Source organism: Micromonospora sp. NPDC048040 (genome assembly GCF_055587185.1).
This window is the reverse complement of the sequence record NZ_JBVJGT010000016.1, coordinates 16755-34569: the sequence shown is the minus strand read 5'-3', so window position 1 is coordinate 34569 and position 17815 is coordinate 16755. Positions and strand designations below refer to the sequence as shown.

Sequence of the window (17815 nt, the reverse complement as noted above, 5' to 3'; positions counted from 1 at the left end):
GTTTCGTCCCGGAATGTTCACTGTCCCCCCTTCTGTACGTAACCACGCACGAATTCCTCGGCGTTCTCCTCCAGGACGGAGTCGATCTCGTCGAGCAGGTCGTCGACGTCCTCGGTGATCTCGGCGTGCCGCTCGGCGACCTCCGGGTTCGCCTCGGTGGTGACGTCCTCGATCTCCTCGCCCTGCCGGGACTTGCCCGACTGCGACTGCCCGCCGCTGTCACGAGTGGCCATTGCTGCCTCCTCCACGATCGCCTGCGATCAACTTACCTCGCGGAGGCGACGAAAAGCCCGCCGCGCGCCGGCTTCGGCACGCGGCGGGAATCCGTCCACGCCGATCAGCCGCCGGTGAGGGTCTCGAGCAGGTCCTTCGCGCTGGGGCAGCGGTCGAAGAGCGCGCCGACGTGCTTGCGGGTGCCGCGCTCGGGCTCCATCATCGGCACCCGCACCAGCGACTCCCGGCCCACGTCGAAGATGACCGAGTCCCAACTGGCCGCGACCACCTCCGAGGCGTACTGGGCCAGGCAGCGGCCGCGGAAGTAGGCGCGGGTGTCCTCCGGCGGCTCGGTCATCGCGGTGCGGGTCTGCTCGTCGTCGAGCAGGGTCTTCATCGCGCCCCGGGAGACCAGCCGGTGGTAGAGGCCCTTCTCCGGGCGGACGTCCGAGTACTGCAGGTCGACCAACTGGAGCTTGTGCGAGCCCCAGCCGAGCTTCTCGCGCTCCCGGTAGCCCTCCAGCAGCCGCAGCTTCGCCACCCAGTCCAGTTCGTCGGCGCAGAGCATGACGTCGCGGCCCAGCCGGTCCAGCACGCTCTCCCAGCGGGCGAGCACGTCCAGGGTCTGCTCGTCGGCGTCGGCGCCGTATCGGTCGTCCACGAAGGACCGCACCCGCTCGTAGTACGCCCACTGCACGTCCAGGGCGGTGAGTCGCCGCCCGTCGCGCAGCCGCATCAGGTGGGTGAGCGACGGGTCGTGGCTGACCGCGCGCAGCTCGCTGACCGGGTCGGCGATGCCCAGGTCGGAGCCGAGCGCCTTCTCCTCGATCATGGTGAGGATCAGCGCGGTGGTGCCGACCTTGAGGTAGGTGGAGATCTCCGACAGGTTCGCGTCGCCGATGATGACGTGCAGCCGCCGGTACTTGTCGGCGTCGGCGTGCGGCTCGTCGCGGGTGTTGATGATCGGCCGCTTGAGGGTGGTCTCCAGGCCGACCTCGACCTCGAAGAAGTCGGCGCGCTGGGAGATCTGGAAACCGGTCTGCCCGCCGTCCTGCCCGATGCCGACGCGGCCGGCGCCGCAGACGATCTGCCGGGTCACGAAGAACGGCGTCAGGTACGCCACGATGTCGGCGAAGGCCGTCTGGCGGCGCATCAGGTAGTTCTCGTGGGAGCCGTAGCTGGCGCCCTTGTTGTCGGTGTTGTTCTTGTAGAGGTGGATGGGCTGGGTGCCGGGGATGGTGGCGGCGCGGCGGGCCGCCTCGGCCATCACCCGCTCCCCCGCCTTGTCCCAGCGCACCAGGTCCCGCGGGTTGGTCACCTCGGGTGTGGAGTATTCCGGGTGGGCGTGGTCGACGTAGAGCCGCGCGCCGTTGGTGAGTATCACGTTGGCCAGCCCGAGGTCCTCGTCGGCGAGCGCCTCGGCCGGGTCGTACGCGGCGCCGGAGTAGGTGAAGCCGCGCGCGTCCCGCAGCGGCGACTCCTCCTCGTAGTCCCAGCGGGCCCGGCCGCCCCGGTTGAGTTCCGGGCGCGCCCCGTAGGCGTTGACCACCTGGGAGGAGGTGACCATGGGGTTGGCGCCGGCCTGGCCGGGCACGGAGATGCCGTACTCGACCTCGGTGCCCATGATCCGTCTTACGCTCATCGACCTACCTGCTTCGCTCGCCCGACCCGGTCCCCCGTCACGTCGAGCGTAGTCGGCCGCGCGGCGGATGGGGGCGCGCCGGACCGGGGCGGCAGGCGCGGGCCGGACGGGGACGGGTGGGTCCGGACGGGACGGGGCCCGCGGCGCGTCGCGCCGCGGGCCCCGTGCGGGTGTGGGTCAGAGGTACTGACCGGTGTTGCTGGCGGTCTCTATCGACCGGCCGGCCTCCGCGCCCTTGCCGCCGGAGACGAGCGTGCGGATGTAGACGATCCGCTCGCCCTTCTTGCCGGAGATGCGGGCCCAGTCGTCGGGGTTGGTGGTGTTGGGCAGGTCCTCGTTCTCCCGGAACTCGTCGACGCAGGCGTCGAGGAGGTGCTGCAGGCGCAGGCCCTTGCGGCCGGAGGTGAGGAACTCCTTGATGGCCATCTTCTTGCCCCGGTCGACGATGTTCTGGATCATCGCGCCGGAGTTGAAGTCCTTGAAGTAGAGGACTTCCTTGTCGCCGTTGGCGTAGGTGACCTCGAGGAAGCGGTTCTCCTCGGTCTCCGAGTACATCCGCAGCACGACCGCGTCGATCATGGCCGCGACGGTGGCCTGGGGGTCGCCGCCGTGCTCGGCCAGGTCGTCCGGGTGCAGGGGCAGCCCGGAGAGGATGTACTTGGAGAAGATGTCCTTGGCCGCCTCGGCGTCCGGCCGCTCGATCTTGATCTTCACGTCGAGCCGGCCGGGGCGCAGGATCGCCGGGTCGATCATGTCTTCCCGGTTGGAGGCGCCGATGACGATGACGTTCTCCAGGCCCTCCACCCCGTCGATCTCGCTGAGCAGCTGCGGGACGATCGTGTTCTCCACGTCGGAGGAGACACCGGAGCCCCGGGTCCGGAACACCGAGTCCATCTCGTCGAAGAACACGATGACCGGGGTGCCCTCGCCGGCCTTCTCGCGGGCCCGCTGGAAGATCAGCCGGATGTGCCGCTCGGTCTCGCCGACGTACTTGTTGAGCAGCTCCGGGCCCTTGATGTTGAGGAAGAAGCTGGTGTGCCGCTCCTTGCCCTCCCGCTCGGCGATCTTCTTCGCCAGCGAGTTGGCCACCGCCTTGGCGATCAGCGTCTTGCCGCAGCCGGGCGGGCCGTAGAGCAGGATGCCCTTCGGCGGGCGGAGCTGGTGCTCCCGGAACAGATCGGCGTGCAGGAAGGGCAGCTCCACCGCGTCGCGGATCTGCTCGATCTGGGCGTGGAGGCCGCCGATGTCGGTGTAGTCGACGTCGGGCACCTCCTCCAGGACCAGCTCCTCGACCTCGCTCTTCGGGATCCGCTCGTAGGCGTACGCCGAGCGGGGCTCGATCATGAGCGAGTCGCCGGCCCGGATCGGCGAGCCGATCAGGGTCTCGGCGAGGTGCACGATCCGCTCCTCGTCGGAGTGCGAGACCACCAGCGCCCGGTCGCCCGGGCTGCCGTCGGGACCCGCGAGGATCTCCTTGAGCATGACCACCTCGCCGACCCGCTCGTAGCCGAACGCGTCGACGATGTTGAGCGCGTCGTTGAGCAGGACCTCCTGGCCGCGCCGCAGCTCGGCGACGTCCAGCGAGGGCGAGACGGCGACCCGGAGCTTGCGCCCGCCGGTGAACACGTCCACCGTGCCGTCGTCGTGCCGCGCGAGGAAGACGCCGTAGCCACTCGGTGGCTGCGCGAGGCGGTCGATCTCCTCCTTGAGCGTCACGATCTGCGCGCGAGCCTCCTTGAGGGTGCTCACGAGCCGGTCGTTGTTCTCGGTCAGCCGCGCCAACTGTGCCTGGGTGGCCGCCAGCCGCTCTTCGAGCTGCCGGACGTGTCGGGGGCTTTCGGTCAACTTGCGCCGCACCAGAGCGAGTTCCTCTTGAAGGAACGCGACCTGCGTGGAGAGATCGTGGGCCTCCTTCTCCCACCGTGCGGCGCGCGAGTCCGCGTCGTCGCTGCGTGCCACGTCCCACCTCCCCGGGGGGCTTGAACGTTCTGCCCTAACACTAGCCGCTATGAGGCCGATTCGGTCCCACGCAACGCGCTCGTCACCGAACCTTGATCGCCAAGGGTGGCCCCGAGGGCCGGTCCGGGCGTTCGGGTACCGTCGGGGCGTGGGACGGGAGAACATGGGGGGTGCGCCGTGGCGGAGGTCATGACCGACCAGCTGCAGGTCTGGGTGGACCAGGATCTCTGCACGGGCGACGGGCTCTGCGTGCAGTACGCGCCCGAGGTCTTCGAGTTCGACGTCGACGGGCTCGCCTACGTCAAGGGCCCCGACGGTGAGCTGCGGCTCGCGCCGGGCAGCCGGGTCGACGTGCCCGAGCACCTGCGCCTCGAGGTGATCGACTCGGCGAAGGAGTGCCCGGGCGAGTGCATCCACGTCGTACGCGGCAGCGACGGCGTCGAGGTCGCCGGCCCGGAGGCCGAGGAGGACTGAGCGCCCCGCCCTCCCGCGCCGCCGGGGGCGGGAGGGCTGCCGGGCGTACGCCTCAGAGCATCGGGCGGCCGACCACCGAGGCGACCAGGCGGGCGAACTCCTCCAGCCGGGCGATCTGCCCGGCGCCCCCGTCGTCGAGGGTCTTGCCGAAACGCAGCGCGTCGTGCCGGGGCGCGCCCACCGCCTCGTCGCTGGGCGGCGCCTCGTCGAGCGAGGTCAGCAGCAGGTAGACGTCGATGCTGTCGACCCGGATCCCGCCGTCGTCGTCGCGGGTGAGCCGCCGCCGGCAGCCGACCTCGGTGACGGTGGAGACCGGCACCACGCGCAGCGAGGACGTCATCGACCCGGGCGGCCCCTCCCCCGGCGGCACGTCCTCGCCGTGCCAGAGGACGAGCCGGCTGCCGTCGCAGACCACGACCTCCTGCCACACCCCGTTGACCTCGTTGACGAAGCGTTCCAGGGTGAAGCCGAGCACCGACGCCCCACGCAGCACCCCGCCCAGCGCCTCCAGGGCGACGTCGGGGTCGCGCAGGTAGGCGCGGGCCGCCGATTCGAGGTCCTGGTAGGGCGACCAGTCCGGGAACACCGCCGGCAGGTCTCCGCCGCCGAAACCCGGCCGGTTCATGCCACCTCCCCGTAGCCGTGCCACCGGCCCGCACCGGCCGGCAGGTTCCGTCCGCTCACTCCCAGCCGCCCCGTCCCACGGTCACGGCTGCGTCGTGTCCCCGGCCGCTGCCGGCTCCGCCGCGGCGGCCCGCGCGGCTGCGGCCTGCCGGGCCGCCTCCGCCTCGCGCAGCGCCTGCCGGCGTTCGGCGTACGCCTCGGCGCCCTTGCTGGGCTTGCGGCGCCGCGGCGGCGCGGTGACGCCCGGAGCGAGCTTACGCGCGGACACCAGGAACGCGGTGTGCGCGATCATGCGGTGGTCCGGGCGGACCGCCAGCCCTTCGGCGTGCCAGTCGCGCACCAGCGACTCCCAGGCGCGCGGCTCGGTCCAGCCGCCGCGCTCGCGCAGCGCCTCGACCAGCTCGGACAGCTGCGGGGTGGTGGCGACGTAACCGATGAACACGCCGCCGGGCACCAGGGCCCGCTCGACCATGTCGAGGGTCTCCCACGGGGTGAGCATGTCGAGGATGATCCGGTCGAAGCCCGTCTCGGTGCAGGTGGCGACGTCGCCGACGTGCAGGTGCCACGCCGGGTGCGGCCCGTTGAAGAACGCCTCGACGTTGCGCTTGGCGATCTGGGCGAAGTCGTCGCGCACCTCGAACGAGTGCAGCTCGCCCTCGGTGCCGACGGCGCGCAGCAGCGAGCAGGACAGCGCTCCGGAGCCGGCCCCGGCCTCCAGGACCTTGGCGCCCGGGAAGATGTCGCCCATGGCGACGATCTGGGCGGAGTCCTTCGGGTAGATCACCTGCGCGCCGCGCGGCATGGAGAGCACGTAGTCCGACAGCAGCGGGCGCAGGGCCAGGAACGCGGTGCCGCCGCCGGAGGTGGTGACGACGCTGCCGTCGGGCAGGCCGATCAGGGTGTCGTGCTCCAGGATGCCCCGGTGGGTGTGGAACGCCTTGCCCGGCTCCAGGGTGACCGTGTGCATCCGCCCCTTGGGGTCGGTCAGCTGCACCCGGTCGCCGGGCCGGAACGGCCCGCGGTGCACGGGGGGCAGCGCCCGGGTGTCGGCGGGCACCGGGGTGCCCGGGTCGGCCGGGGCGGCGGGGGGAGTTGCGGTCACGTGTTCATCTTCCGTTGAGGTTCGAGGAGCTGAGCCAGATCCGCGATGTGCAGGATGCCGACGACATCTTCGCCTGAGGTCACCAGGTACTGCGCGCCCGGGTGGGTCTGTACCGCCTCCATCACCCGCTCCCCGTCGAGCCCGACCGGCATGGCGGGCAGGTCGGCCAGGGACCGGGCGACCGCGTCGACGGCCAGCCAGGGGCGGCGTTCCGCCGGAACGGCCTCCGCCGCGGTGGGGTCGACCAGGGCGACCGGTCGGCCGGCGGAGTCGGTGACCAGGAGCGCGGCGCCCGGCGTGGCGCCGGCGGCCCGGCGCTGCGCCTCGGCCAGCGGCGTGCCGGTGGGCACGGCGAGCACCGGCCGGGACAGCCGGGACAGGTCGATCAGCGGGAAGCGGCGGCTGATCCGCGCCATCCGGATCGACTGTCCGGCGCCGCGCCAGAGGGTGAACGCGACGAGCAGCATCAGCGGCAGCGCCAGCGGCGCCAGGTCGCCGGTGAGGGTGAACAGGGTGACCAGCGCGGCGGTGCCGACGGCGACGGCGCGCCCCACCCACCCGGCGACCTCGGTGCCCCGGTGCCGGTCGTGGGTCACCGCCCAGACCGCCGCCCGCAGCGCCCGGCCGCCGTCGAGCGGCAGCCCCGGCAGGATGTTGAACAGCGCGACGATGACGTTGCTCACCGCCAGCTGGAACGCGAGCTGGTTGGCCAGGGTGCGGTCGGGCAGGGCGAGGGTGGCGGCGACGGCGACCGCGCCGAGCACGGCGGAGACGGCGGGACCGGCGAGCGACACCAGCAGGTCGACGCGGGGAGACGGGGCGTCGCGGTCCATCTCGGTGTAGCCGCCGAGCAGCTCCAGGGTGATGCCGCGCACACCGATGCCGTACCGGCGGGCGGTCAGGGCGTGGCCGAGCTCGTGCAGGAGCACCGAGCCGAGCAGGGAGACCACGAAGCCGAAGCCGATCAGGTAGCCGGCGAGCTGGGACAGGTCGAGCTGGCGGCGGGCGAACTCCGCGTACAGCACGGTCACCAGCAGGGTGAGCAGCACCATCGAGCCGTTGAGGTGCAGCGGCACCCCGAAGACCCGGCCCACGGTCAGGCCGGGCCGCGGGTCGGGCCGGCGCCGCGGTTGCCTCGTCTGCTCCATCGGACCGATGCTACGCGGCGAGAGATCATGCACCGGAGCGGCGACGGCGGAGGTGTCACACCGGTGCCCTAACCTTCCGGGCATGACGGCGGAACCGGTGACCACGCAGCAGCCCGCGACCCCGGCCGAGATACCGGCGACGGTGCGGGCCTCGTTGTCGCCGTCGCGGGCGGCGGATTTCAAGACCTGCCCGCTGCTCTACCGGTTCCGCAGCATCGACCGGCTGCCGGAGCGGCCGACCGTCGAGCAGGCCCGGGGCACGCTCGTGCACGCCGTGCTGGAGCGGCTGTTCGACCTGCCCGCCGGCGGGCGCACCCCGACGGCGGCGGGCGACCTGGTGGCCCCGCAGTGGGACCGGCTGGTCACCGAGCAGCCGGAGCTGGCGGGGCTGTTCGCCGACGGCGACACGCCGGCCGCGGCCGAGTTCCTCCGCTCGGCCGCCGCGCTGCTGGAGGGCTACTTCGCGGTGGAGGACCCGCGCCGGCTGGAGCCGGCCGAGCGGGAGAGCCTGATCTCGGCGGTGGTCGACGAGGAGCTGCTGATCCGGGGCTATCTCGACCGGCTCGACGTGGCGCCGGACGGCGCGCTGCGGGTGGTCGACTACAAGACCGGCGGCGCGCCACGGGAGGCGTTCGAGGCGCGGGCGCTGTTCCAGCTCAAGTTCTACGCGCTGGTGCTGTGGCGCACCCGGGGCGTGGTCCCCCGGGTGCTGCGGCTGCTCTACCTCAAGGACGCGGAGGTCTGCGACTACGCCCCGGACGCCGAGGAGCTGCTCCGCTTCGAGCGCACGGTGGTGGCCCTGTGGCAGGCGATCGAGCAGGCGACCGCCCGCCAGGATTTCCGTCCCCGGCCGAGCCGGCTCTGCGACTGGTGCAGCCATCAGGCCCTCTGCCCGAGCTTCGGCGGCACCCCGCCGCCGTTCCCGGCGCAGGTGGCGACGGATCCGCTGCGCGACGCCCGGTCCCGCCCGGCGGCCCCCGGCGCCGACGAGTGACGCCGCCCCGCGCGCGACCGCGGCCCCACGTCGTCAACGGGATGCCCACGGTCGACCGGTGGCGCAGCGACCACACGGACCGGTGAGCGACCGGACGCGCGGGCCGGCGAACCACCGGGCGCGCGGGCCGGCGAACCACCGGGCGCACGGCCCGGGGAGCCGGCCGGCGCGAGGGCCAACGAGCCGCCCGGATGCCCCGGCCGGGGAGCCGGCGGGCGCGAGCGACGGCGAGCCACCCGGATGCCCGGCCCGGGGAGCCGGCGGTCGGGCCCTGGCGCGGTGGAGGCATTCTCCTCCTCAGGGATGAGGCCGGGCTCACCGTCGGCGACGATCAATCCGGCGTGGCGGCGGCTAGCGTCGCGGTATGACTTCGGGCCCGAAGGCGTGGCTGCGCCGGCACCCGCTCGCCGCGGACGCTCTCCTCGCCGTCGGGCTCGTCGCGACGGAGGTGGTGCTCACCAGCCTCACCCCCCGCGAGTACTGGCCGCCGCACCTGCTGGCGGCGCTGGCCTGGAGCCCGGTCTGCGCCGCGCCGGTGGCCCTGCGCCGGGTCGCGCCGTGGCCCGCCGTCGCCGCGGCCGTGGCGACGCTGGCGTTGCCCCTCCTGCACGGCTTCGCGCCGACCGCGCAGGGCCTGACCTTCATGGTGCTCACCTACACGGTGGCCGCCACCCGGCCGCTCCGGACGGCGGTCACGGCGACGCTGGCGCTCTGGCTGCCGGTCGCGGTGGTGAACACCGTCGCCCCGCCCGCCGGGGTGGTGGAGGGCGTCAGCTCCGCGTACCTGGCGTTGAACACCCTGCTGATCGGGGCGGTGTCGTACTCGGTGGGCCGGGCCGTGCACGGGCGCCGGGCCGCCACGGAGGCGCTGCGGGAGCGGGCCCGGGCCGCCGAGGAGAACCAGCGGTCACTCGCCGAGCAGGCGGTCGCCGACGAGCGCCGCCGCATCGCCCGGGAGCTGCACGACGTCGTCGCGCACCACGTCAGCGTGATGGGGGTGCTGGCCACCGGCGCCCGCCGGGTGCTGCCGAAGGACCCGGACGCGGCCGACGAGGCGATCGCCACCATCGAGGCGACCAGCCGGGCCACCCTGCGGGAGCTGCGCCGGCTGCTGGACGTGCTGCGTACCGACGCCGAGCCGGCCGCCGACCTGGCCCCGCAGCCGGGGCTCGCCGGCATCGAGGCCCTGGTCGACCAGGTGCGCGAGGCCGGCCTGCCGGTGACGCTGCGGGTCGAGGGCACCCCGGGGGCGCTGGAGGAGGGGGTGGCCCTGACCCTCTACCGGATCGCCCAGGAGGCGCTGACCAACGCGCTCAAGCACGCCGGCGCGGCCACGGCGGAGGTGCGGCTGACCTTCGACGAGGGCGCGGTCGGCGTCGAGGTGGCCGACACCGGGCGCGGCCCGGGGCCGGGTGGCGACCGGATCGGGCACGGCCTGGTCGGGATGCGCGAACGGGTCGCCCTCTACGGTGGGGTCCTACGCACCGGGGCACGCCCCGGCGGCGGCTTCCGGGTTTCCGCGCGGATCCCGGTGGAAGGCCGTGGCGCGGTGGCGGCATGACCGGCTCGGGGGCGTACGGGAGAATTGCGGCCGGGCCGCGGGACGGGGGACGGCGTGACCGGGGATCAGGGACGGGGGATCAGGTGACCGAGGCGACGGTGCCGGCGCGGCCGGTGCGCATCCTGCTCGCCGACGACCAGCCGTTGCTGCGTACCGGCTTCCGGATGGTGCTCGGCACGGAGGACGACCTGGACATCGTGGCCGAGGCCGCGGACGGCGTCGAGGCGGTGGACCTGTCGCGCCGGCTGCTGCCCGACGTGGTGCTGATGGACATCCGGATGCCGCGGATGGACGGTGTCGCGGCGACCCGGGCGATCGTCGACGCCCGGCTGCCGGTGCGGGTGCTGATCCTGACCACCTTCGACCTGGACGAGTACGTGGTGGGGGCGCTGCGGGCCGGGGCGAGTGGCTTCCTGGCCAAGGACGTGCCGGCGGAGGACCTGGTTACCGCGATCCGCACGGTGGCGGCCGGGGACGCGGTGGTGGCGCCCCGGATCCTCAAGCGGCTGCTGGACCGCTTCGCCGACGTGCTGCCGGACCCGGCGGCGGCCCCGCCCAAGGGCCTCGGCGCGCTGACGGAGCGGGAACGCGAGGTGCTGGTGCAGGTGGCCCGGGGGCTGTCCAACGCCGAGATCGCCCGTGCGCTGACGGTCAGCGAGACCACCATCAAGACCCACGTGGGGCACGTGCTCACCAAGCTGGGGCTGCGCGACCGGGTGCAGGCCGTGGTGCTGGCGTACGAGTCGGGTCTGGTGCGCCCCCGAGCGTAGTGGCGCCCGCCCTGGCTGTTTCCGCAGGCGTACCCGAAGATTCCCCGCGGCCGGGAGGGGGCCGTTGCCGTCGTCACCTACCGTGACCGGAGATGGCGCGGCGCGGTTGACCCTGACGTGGCGTCACTGTGCAGGATCGGTCCCCGACGGGCGGGAACGCGCTCGACCGGGCGCCGGGTCAGGGGCAACCCTGAGCCAGGGTCGGGGGCACCCGCACCGCGAAATAGGCACCGGCTCCGCCCGGAGTCGGACGGATCGGCGCCGACGAGCACCGATGATGAAACTGCCGCGCCGGACCAGCGGGGGCGGCGCGGATCAAAATCAGACGGAAGAGGTAGATGACGTGACCGCGACGGTAGGCCAGCAGGCGCAGGCCGCGGCCCGGGCGAACGATGTGTGGAAGGTGTACGGCAGCGGCGAGGCGCAGGTCATCGCGCTGCGGGGGGTCAGCGCGGAATTCGAGCGGGGCCGGTTCACGGCGATCATGGGCCCGTCGGGCTCGGGCAAGTCGACGCTGATGCACTGCCTCGCCGGCCTCGACTCGGTCACCCGTGGCACCGTGTCGATCGGCGACACCACCGTCACGGGCCTGGGCGACGCGGGCCTGACCAAGCTGCGCCGGGACAAGGTCGGCTTCATCTTCCAGCAGTTCAACCTGCTGCCGACCCTGACGGCGAAGGAGAACATCCTGCTGCCGCTGTCGATCGCCGGGCGCAAGCCCGACCCGGCGTGGTACGACACGGTCATCGCCACGGTGGGGCTGCAGGACCGGCTGGGCCACCGCCCGGCGCAGCTCTCCGGTGGGCAGCAGCAGCGCGTGGCCTGCGCCCGCGCGCTGGTCTCCCGCCCCGAGGTGATCTTCGCCGACGAGCCGACGGGCAACCTCGACTCCCGCTCCGGCGCGGAGGTGCTCAACTTCCTGCGCAATTCCGTACGCGAGCACGGGCAGACGATCGTCATGGTCACCCACGACCCGACCGCCGCCGCGTACGCCGACCGGGTGGTCTTCCTCGCCGACGGGCAGATCGTCTCCGAGCTGATCGAGCCGACCGCCGACACCGTGCTCGACACGATGAAGAAGCTGGACACCCCCACCGAGGTGGCCCGCTGATGTTCCGGGCGACTCTGAAGAGCCTGCTGGCCCGCAAGGTCCGGCTGATCCTCTCCGGCCTGGCCGTGGTGCTGGGCGTCATGTTCGTCTCCGGCGCGTTCGTGCTCACCGACACGCTCGGCCGCTCGTTCGACGCGATCTTCGCCGACGCGTACGAGGGGGTGGACGTCAACGTCGCCGCCAAGCCGAAGATCGACGTCGCCGAGGCCGAAGGCATGCAGGCGGCCCAGCCGCTGCCGGCGGCCACCCTGGACAAGGTCCGGGCGGTGCCCGGCGTGGCCGAGGCGACCGGCGTCGTCGGCGTCGACGGGGCACGGCTGATCGGCAGCAACGGCAAGGTGGTCACGTCGTTCGGTCCGCCGCAGCTGGGCGAGAACTGGACCGGCGAGAACGACCTGGTGCAACTGCGCGAGGGACGGCCGCCGCAGGCCGACAACGAGATCGTGGTCAACAAGGCCCTGGCCACGGCCGGCAAGGTGAAGGTCGGTGACCGGGTCGGCGTGCTGACCCTCCAGCCGAAGCAGGAGTTCACCATCGTCGGCGTCTTCGGCTACAGCGGCGGCCGGGACTCCATCGGCGGCGCCAACGAGATCATGTTCACCACGCCCGTCGCGCAGCGGCTGATGCTCGGCGCACCGGACACCTTCAGCAGCATCACGGTCACCGCCGCCGGCGGGACGTCCGACGAGGCGCTGCGCGACGCCGTGGCCGCCGCGGTGGGCGCCGACTACGAGGTCAAGACCGGCGAGCAGCTCTCCGAGGAGGCGGCGGCCAGCATGAAGGAGGCGCTGTCCTTCTTCAACCGGATCCTGCTCGGCTTCGCCGCGGTGGCGCTGCTGGTGGGCACCTTCCTGATCCTCAACACCTTCTCGATCATCGTGGCCCAGCGCACCCGCGAGCTGGCGCTGATGCGTGCCATCGGGGCCAGCGGCCGGCAGATCATCGGGTCGGTGGTGCTGGAGGCCATCGCGGTGGGGCTGATCGCCTCGGTGCTCGGCCTCGGCGCCGGCATCGGCATCGGCGCGCTGCTGGCGTTCCTGTTCAGCACCTTCGCCGGCGGGCTGACCCTGGCCGGGGTCGGCGTGCCGCTGTCCGCGGTGATCGGCGCGTTCGCCGTCGGTCTGGTGATCACCGTGGTGGCGGCGCTGCTGCCGGCCCTGCGGGCGTCCCGGATCCCGCCGATCGCGGCGATGCAGGACGTGGCCAACCCGGACCGCCCGCTGACCAAGGTCACCGTGGCCGGCGCGATCGTCACCGCCGTCGGCGCCGGGCTGCTGGCCCTGGGACTCACCGGCAACGCCGGAGGCAACACCCTGGCCACCATCCTCGGCGGCGTGCTGTTCGCCTTCATCGGCGTGGCGCTGCTGACCCCGCTGATCAGCCGCCCGGTGGTGAGCCTGCTCGGCGCGATCTTCGCCTGGTCCGTGCCGGGCAAGCTGGGTCGACTCAACTCCGGCCGCAACCCGCGCCGCACCGCCATCACCGCCGCGGCGCTGATGGTGGGCATCGCCCTGGTCACCGGCGTAACGGTGATCCTGGACTCGGCGAAGAGCAGCATCGGTGCGCTCGCGCAGGACACCCTCAAGGCGGAGCTGGTGATCTCCGGGGCGCAGAGCGGCCCCCGGCCGCCGAGCTTCGACCCGGCGGTGCTGGAGGAGGCCGCGGCGATCCCCGGGGTGCGCCTGGCCGACGGCGAGTACGGCGACATGGCCGTGGTCGGCGGCGAACGCACCTGGGTGGCGGCGAGCAGCGACGTCGCCGCGCTGCGGCAGGTCTTCGGTGCCGAGGCCACCGCCGGCGACATCGACCGGCTCGCGCCGGACGGCATGCTGGTCAGCTCGGACACCGCGAAGTCGCGCGGGCTCTCCGTCGGGTCGCAGGTGCCGGTGCAGCTGTCCCGGGGCGAGGCGCGGACCTACACGGTGACCGGCATCTACGCCAGCTCGCAGCTGACGAACCCGGTGGTGCTGCCGCCGCAGGCGGCGCGCGACTTCACCATCCCGCAGCCGATCCAGGGCTTCATCCAGTTGGCCCCGGGCACCCGGGTCGCCGACGTGCAGCCGCAGATCGAGGCGCTGCTGGCCGACTCCCCCGAGGTGTCGGTGGCCGACCGGGAGGCGTTCATCGACCAGCAGACCGGCCAGCTCGACGGCCTGCTCACGATGATCCAGATCCTGCTGGCGCTGGCCATCGTGATCGCCGTGCTCGGCATCATCAACACCCTGGCGCTGTCGGTGCTGGAGCGCACCCGGGAGCTGGGGCTGCTGCGGGCCATCGGCCTGCGCCGGGCACAGACCATGCGGATGGTCACCGTCGAGGCGGTGGTGATCTCGGTCTTCGGCGCGCTGCTCGGCGTCGCCGTCGGCACCGGTCTCGGCGCGGCCGTGGTCGAGGCGCTGCGGGACGAGGGGATCACGGACCTGGTGCTGCCCTGGTCCCAGATGGGGGTCTTCCTCGGCCTGGCCGCGATCATCGGGGTCATCGCCGCGGTGCTGCCGGCGGTCCGGGCCGCCCGGATCAACGTCCTGGGCGCCATCGCCCACGACTGACCCACCAGGCACGACGAGGGGCCCCGCCGACCGGCGGGGCCCCTCGTCGCGTCAGACGCCGGCCGGCGGCGCGCCGAGCAGGGCCGCCAGCAGCTCCAGGTCCGCGCCGGTCAGGCTCTCCAACTGGTGTACGCCGTCCAGCGGCCCGATCGGCACCTCCGCCGGCACGGCCAGCACCGCCGCGCCGGCGGCGAGCGCGCTGGCCACCCCGGTCGGCGAGTCCTCGATCGCCACGCAGCGGGCGATCGGCACGTCGAGCAGCCGGGCGGCGGTCAGGTACGGCTCCGGGTGCGGCTTGGCCGCGTCGACCTCGTCGCCGCAGACCACCGCGTCGAAGCTGTCCCGCCCGAGGGTGTCCAGCGCGACCTCCACCAGGGGCCGGACGCTGGAGGTCACCAGCGCCGTCGGGATGCCCGCCGCGCGGACCGCCCGCAGCAGCGTCAGCGCGCCGGGACGCCAGCGCAGTCCGGTGCGGAACAGCTCCAGGATCCGGGCGTTGATCCACGCCGCGCTGATGTCGGGGTCGCGGTGCGGCTGGCCCAGGTCGTCGTGCAGGATGCGCATCGACGCGGCCATGCTGGTGCCGACCATCGCCTTGCGGGCCGCCTCGGAGAGGGTGGCGCCGTACTCGGCCGCCAGCTCGCGCAGCGCGACGTCCCACAGCTTCTCGCTGTCGACCAGGGTGCCGTCCATGTCGAAGAGCACGGCGGCGGGGTGGTGGCTGCTCAGGACATCCTCCCTCGGGTGGCGTACCCCGGGGATCCTCTCAGCCGGGACGCCGCCGGCGCGCCCAGGTGCCGCCGGCGTGACCTGGCCGACGGGTTGCGGGCGGCGGCGAGACCGGACGACGCCGGACGCCGTCGCCCGGTGCCGGGCGAGCCGCGGGCGCCGCTCAGCCGAGGCCGCAGGCGCCCAGGGACTGCTCGTAGCCGCGGAAGAAGGCCTCGGTGCGCTGCTCGGCGGTGCCGTGCGAGCCCTCGGCGAACCACGGCTGACCGGGGTCGTCGCCGACGGCGAGCAGCCCCTCGCGGAACTCCTCCAGGTCGCCGTCGTCGAGTTCCAGCACCCCCGAGCGCACCGAGTCGCCCAGGTACGCCCCGGCCATGCAGTCGGCCTGGAGTTCCTGCTCGATGGTGAAGCGGTACTGGATGCCGAGCCGGGTCTGGACGCCGTGGGCGTACTCGTGGCCGAGCAGGTAGAACACGAACGCGTCACCGACCTGGCGGAACGCCCCGACGGACCAGGTCACGTCGTAGGCGATGAAGTCGCCGGCCGAGCAGTAGACCGCGTTGTTGCGCGGTAGGCCCTGCCCGCCGCAGGACACCTCGCCGTCGCGCTGGTACGGGACGACTCGCCGGATCGGGCGGAACCGCTCCCCCGAGGCGCGGAACCGGTCGGCCCAGTACCGCTCGGCGATGCGCCGCGCGTCGGTGACGTCCCGCTGGAACTCCTCGACGCTGGTGGTGCCGTCGGCGCGGGTCTGCGCGGCGCCGGGCGAGGCCGCGCCGCCGGGCTCCTGCCCCGCGGGTTCGGACGTCCCGCCGACCACGCACCCGGCCGCCACGACGAGAGCCACCGCGAGGCCGGCGAGCACGCTCGGCGGCCGGCGTCCCACGCGCGTCGTCACTGGGCCCTCCCCGGCGTCGGCGATGCCGTGTGCAGTACCCCGGCGGTTTGCGGGTCATGCCCGGCCGCAGCCAACGACGCCGGTCGGGGCGGCGGCGGTGCGCGGGTCCGGCCGGCGGGACAGGGCCGGATCCCCGGCGCGCGGCGCTTGAGCCCCAGCGCCCGGTCGGGTGGTCAGGGGCTGGCGGCGAGGAACACGAACGCGGCGAGCAGCACCAGGTGCACGCCGCCCTGGAGCACGGTGGCCCGCCCCGGCACCACGGTCAGCACGCCCGTGACGACGGTGAGGGCGAGCAGGGTCAGCTGCGTGCCACCGAGGCCGAGCAGCAGCGGCCCTTCCAGCCAGATCGAGGCCAGCGCTATCGCCGGGATGGTCAGCCCGATGCTGGCCATGGCCGAGCCCAGCGCCAGGTTCAGGCTGATCTGCACCCGATCGCGGCGGGCCGCCCGGGCGGCGGCGATCGTCTCGGGCAGCAGCACCAGCAGCGCGATGACCACGCCGACGAAGGACTGCGGCAGGTTCGCCCCGGCGACGGCGGACTCGATCGCCGGGGACACCGTCTTGGCGTCGCCGACCACGGCGACCAGCGCCACCAGCAGCAGGCCGAGGCTGAGCAGTGCGGCCCGGTTCGACGGGGGCGCGGCGTGCCCATCGGCGTCCACCACCCGCCCCTCGGCGGTGACCGGCAGGAAGTAGTCGCGGTGGCGGCCGGTCTGCACCATCACGAACAGGCCGTAGAGCGCGAGCGACGCCACGGCGGCGAAGGCCAGCTGGGCGGGGCTGAACTGCGGACCCGGCCGGCTGGTGGTGAAGGTCGGCACCACGAGGCTCAGGGCGGCGAGGGTGGTCACGGTGGCCAGCGCGCCACCGGTGCCCTCGGAGTTGAACACCGCCACTTTGCGGCGCAGCGCGCCGATCAGCAGCGACAACCCGAGGATGCCGTTGCACGTGATCATGACGGCGGCGAAGACGGTGTCCCGCGCGAGGGACTGCGTCTTCTCGCCGCCGCTGATCATGAGGGTGACGATCAGCGCGACCTCGATGACGGTGACGGCCACGGCGAGGAGCAGCGAGCCGTACGGCTCCCCCACCCGGTGCGCGACCACCTCGGCGTGGTGGACGGCAGCCAGCACCGCTCCGGCCAGGAACGCGGCCACCACGACGACGACCGGACCGGGTAGGTCGCGTCCCCAGGTGAGGATCAACGCCACGACCGCGAGCAGCGGTACGGAGACGGTCCAGTCGGTCAGACGTGAGCGGAGCAGCGCGGCCATTCCCCAACCCTGCCAGGAGTCGCGATCATGTGACCACCGACTGGTGGTACGCGGTGGCGGTCGGCTCACCGTCACGGTGTGCAGGTGCGCCGCCAGCCCGAGCCGTCAGCCGTAGGTGGGCTGCTGCGGCCAGCCGGGCGGGGAGTCCTCCCAGTCCTCCTGCCGGCCGTACGGGGTGAGGTCGAGGATGCTGTTGACGAAGACGAGCCGGTCGACGCCGCGCGCCGTCGTGTTGTACGTCCGGTAGACGTCCGCGCCGTCGCGCAGGAAGACGCTGAGCATGAAGCCGCGCTCCGCCCCGCAGTCCGCGGCGAACGACGTGCCGTGCGACGACACGAACGGCAGGGTCCAGCCGCGACGCGCCTTGTACGCCTCGATCTGCGCCAGCGGCATGTCCGACACGGTCGCCCAGCTGATGCCCCGCTCCGCCAGCCGCGCCAGCCCGGTCACGGGGACGCTGTCGGTGAACCAGGTGCAGCCGGGGCAGTGGTGGTCGGGGCCGTTGTCCATGAACTGGTAGACCACGAGCTGGCCCCGGCCCTCGAACAGGTCGAGCAGGGTGGCCGGGCCGGTGGGCGTGTCGAAGCGGTAGCCGCTGTCGAACCTGACCATCGGGAGGCGGCGACGCCGGGCGGCGAGCGCGTCCTGCGCGCGGGTCAGCTCCTTCTCGGCCTTCAGCAGGTCGTCACGGGCCTGCTGCCACTCGTCGGCCGGCACCGTCCGGGGCTTCTCCATGAGGCGATTGTGCCCAGGGGGCCCGGCGACAC

16 protein-coding genes are annotated in these 17815 nt (G+C 73.3%); 6 read left to right on the top strand and 10 right to left on the bottom strand.

From position 1 onward, the window contains the following. Positions 1-17: 17 nt before the first annotated feature. The 3 genes from ACZ6O2_RS17780 to arc form a co-directional block, all read right to left on the bottom strand. Positions 18-233, bottom strand: coding sequence for a ubiquitin-like protein Pup (locus ACZ6O2_RS17780; protein WP_067366797.1), 216 nt, complete (start codon positions 231-233; stop codon positions 18-20). Between the two features lie 104 nt (positions 234-337). After that, the gene (gene dop, locus ACZ6O2_RS17775; protein ID WP_350704279.1) at positions 338-1855 is read right to left on the bottom strand and encodes a depupylase/deamidase Dop; all 1518 of its coding nucleotides are present in this window, start codon (positions 1853-1855) and stop codon (positions 338-340) included. Between the two features lie 177 nt (positions 1856-2032). Next, entirely contained in the window at positions 2033-3814 is a 1782-nt protein-coding gene (gene arc, locus ACZ6O2_RS17770) for a proteasome ATPase (RefSeq protein WP_350685640.1), read from the bottom strand. Positions 3815-3991: 177 nt separating this feature from the next. Between arc and ACZ6O2_RS17765 the strand changes: the two genes are divergently transcribed. After that, positions 3992-4288, top strand: a complete 297-nt coding sequence (locus ACZ6O2_RS17765) for a ferredoxin (RefSeq protein ID WP_350685639.1) — start codon at positions 3992-3994, stop codon at positions 4286-4288. A gap of 52 nt (positions 4289-4340) precedes the next feature. Here the strand turns inward: ACZ6O2_RS17765 and ACZ6O2_RS17760 are convergent, their stop codons facing one another. The 3 genes from ACZ6O2_RS17760 to ACZ6O2_RS17750 all read right to left on the bottom strand — a co-directional run bounded on the left by ACZ6O2_RS17760 (position 4341) and on the right by ACZ6O2_RS17750 (position 7162). Beyond that, positions 4341-4913, bottom strand: coding sequence for a hypothetical protein (locus ACZ6O2_RS17760; RefSeq protein ID WP_466023563.1), 573 nt, complete (start codon positions 4911-4913; stop codon positions 4341-4343). Between the two features lie 81 nt (positions 4914-4994). Continuing rightward, entirely contained in the window at positions 4995-6014 is a 1020-nt protein-coding gene (locus tag ACZ6O2_RS17755; protein ID WP_466023562.1) for a tRNA (adenine-N1)-methyltransferase, read from the bottom strand. After that, positions 6011-7162 carry a M50 family metallopeptidase gene (locus ACZ6O2_RS17750; RefSeq protein WP_466023561.1) on the bottom strand — a complete coding sequence of 384 codons (1152 nt, stop codon included), beginning with the start codon at positions 7160-7162 and terminating at the stop codon, positions 6011-6013. The genes ACZ6O2_RS17755 and ACZ6O2_RS17750 overlap by 4 nt, the downstream gene beginning before the upstream one ends. 82 nt (positions 7163-7244) lie before the next feature. Between ACZ6O2_RS17750 and ACZ6O2_RS17745 the strand changes: the two genes are divergently transcribed. The 5 genes from ACZ6O2_RS17745 (at position 7245) to ACZ6O2_RS17725 (ending at position 14147) form a co-directional block, all read left to right on the top strand. After that, a complete protein-coding gene (locus tag ACZ6O2_RS17745) occupies positions 7245-8156 on the top strand; it encodes a RecB family exonuclease (RefSeq protein WP_350704284.1) in 912 nt (303 codons plus the stop codon). A 364-nt stretch (positions 8157-8520) separates the two neighbouring features. Next, a complete protein-coding gene (locus ACZ6O2_RS17740; RefSeq protein ID WP_466023560.1) occupies positions 8521-9717 on the top strand; it encodes a sensor histidine kinase in 1197 nt (398 codons plus the stop codon). Between the two features lie 83 nt (positions 9718-9800). Further along, positions 9801-10487, top strand: coding sequence for a response regulator transcription factor (locus ACZ6O2_RS17735; RefSeq protein WP_350704288.1), 687 nt, complete (start codon positions 9801-9803; stop codon positions 10485-10487). Between the two features lie 343 nt (positions 10488-10830). Continuing rightward, on the top strand, positions 10831-11598 hold the full coding sequence (locus ACZ6O2_RS17730; protein ID WP_350704290.1) for an ABC transporter ATP-binding protein: 768 nt from the start codon (positions 10831-10833) through the stop codon (positions 11596-11598). Then, on the top strand, positions 11598-14147 hold the full coding sequence (locus ACZ6O2_RS17725) for an ABC transporter permease (protein ID WP_466023559.1): 2550 nt from the start codon (positions 11598-11600) through the stop codon (positions 14145-14147). Before ACZ6O2_RS17730 ends, ACZ6O2_RS17725 begins: the two co-directional genes overlap by 1 nt. Positions 14148-14198: 51 nt before the next feature. Here ACZ6O2_RS17725 and ACZ6O2_RS17720 read toward each other — a convergent pair whose 3' ends face one another. From ACZ6O2_RS17720 to ACZ6O2_RS17705, 4 genes are all read right to left on the bottom strand, one after another. Then, on the bottom strand, positions 14199-14852 hold the full coding sequence (locus ACZ6O2_RS17720) for an HAD family hydrolase (protein ID WP_350704294.1): 654 nt from the start codon (positions 14850-14852) through the stop codon (positions 14199-14201). A 187-nt stretch (positions 14853-15039) separates the two neighbouring features. After that, positions 15040-15798 (bottom strand): neutral zinc metallopeptidase, encoded by a 759-nt coding sequence (locus ACZ6O2_RS17715; RefSeq protein WP_466023616.1) that lies wholly within the window; start codon positions 15796-15798, stop codon positions 15040-15042. A 149-nt stretch (positions 15799-15947) separates the two neighbouring features. Beyond that, on the bottom strand, positions 15948-17048 hold the full coding sequence (locus ACZ6O2_RS17710; RefSeq protein WP_350704295.1) for a calcium:cation antiporter: 1101 nt from the start codon (positions 17046-17048) through the stop codon (positions 15948-15950). A gap of 105 nt (positions 17049-17153) precedes the next feature. Next, on the bottom strand, positions 17154-17783 hold the full coding sequence (locus tag ACZ6O2_RS17705) for a DUF899 domain-containing protein (RefSeq protein WP_466023558.1): 630 nt from the start codon (positions 17781-17783) through the stop codon (positions 17154-17156). Positions 17784-17815: the final 32 nt, after the last annotated feature.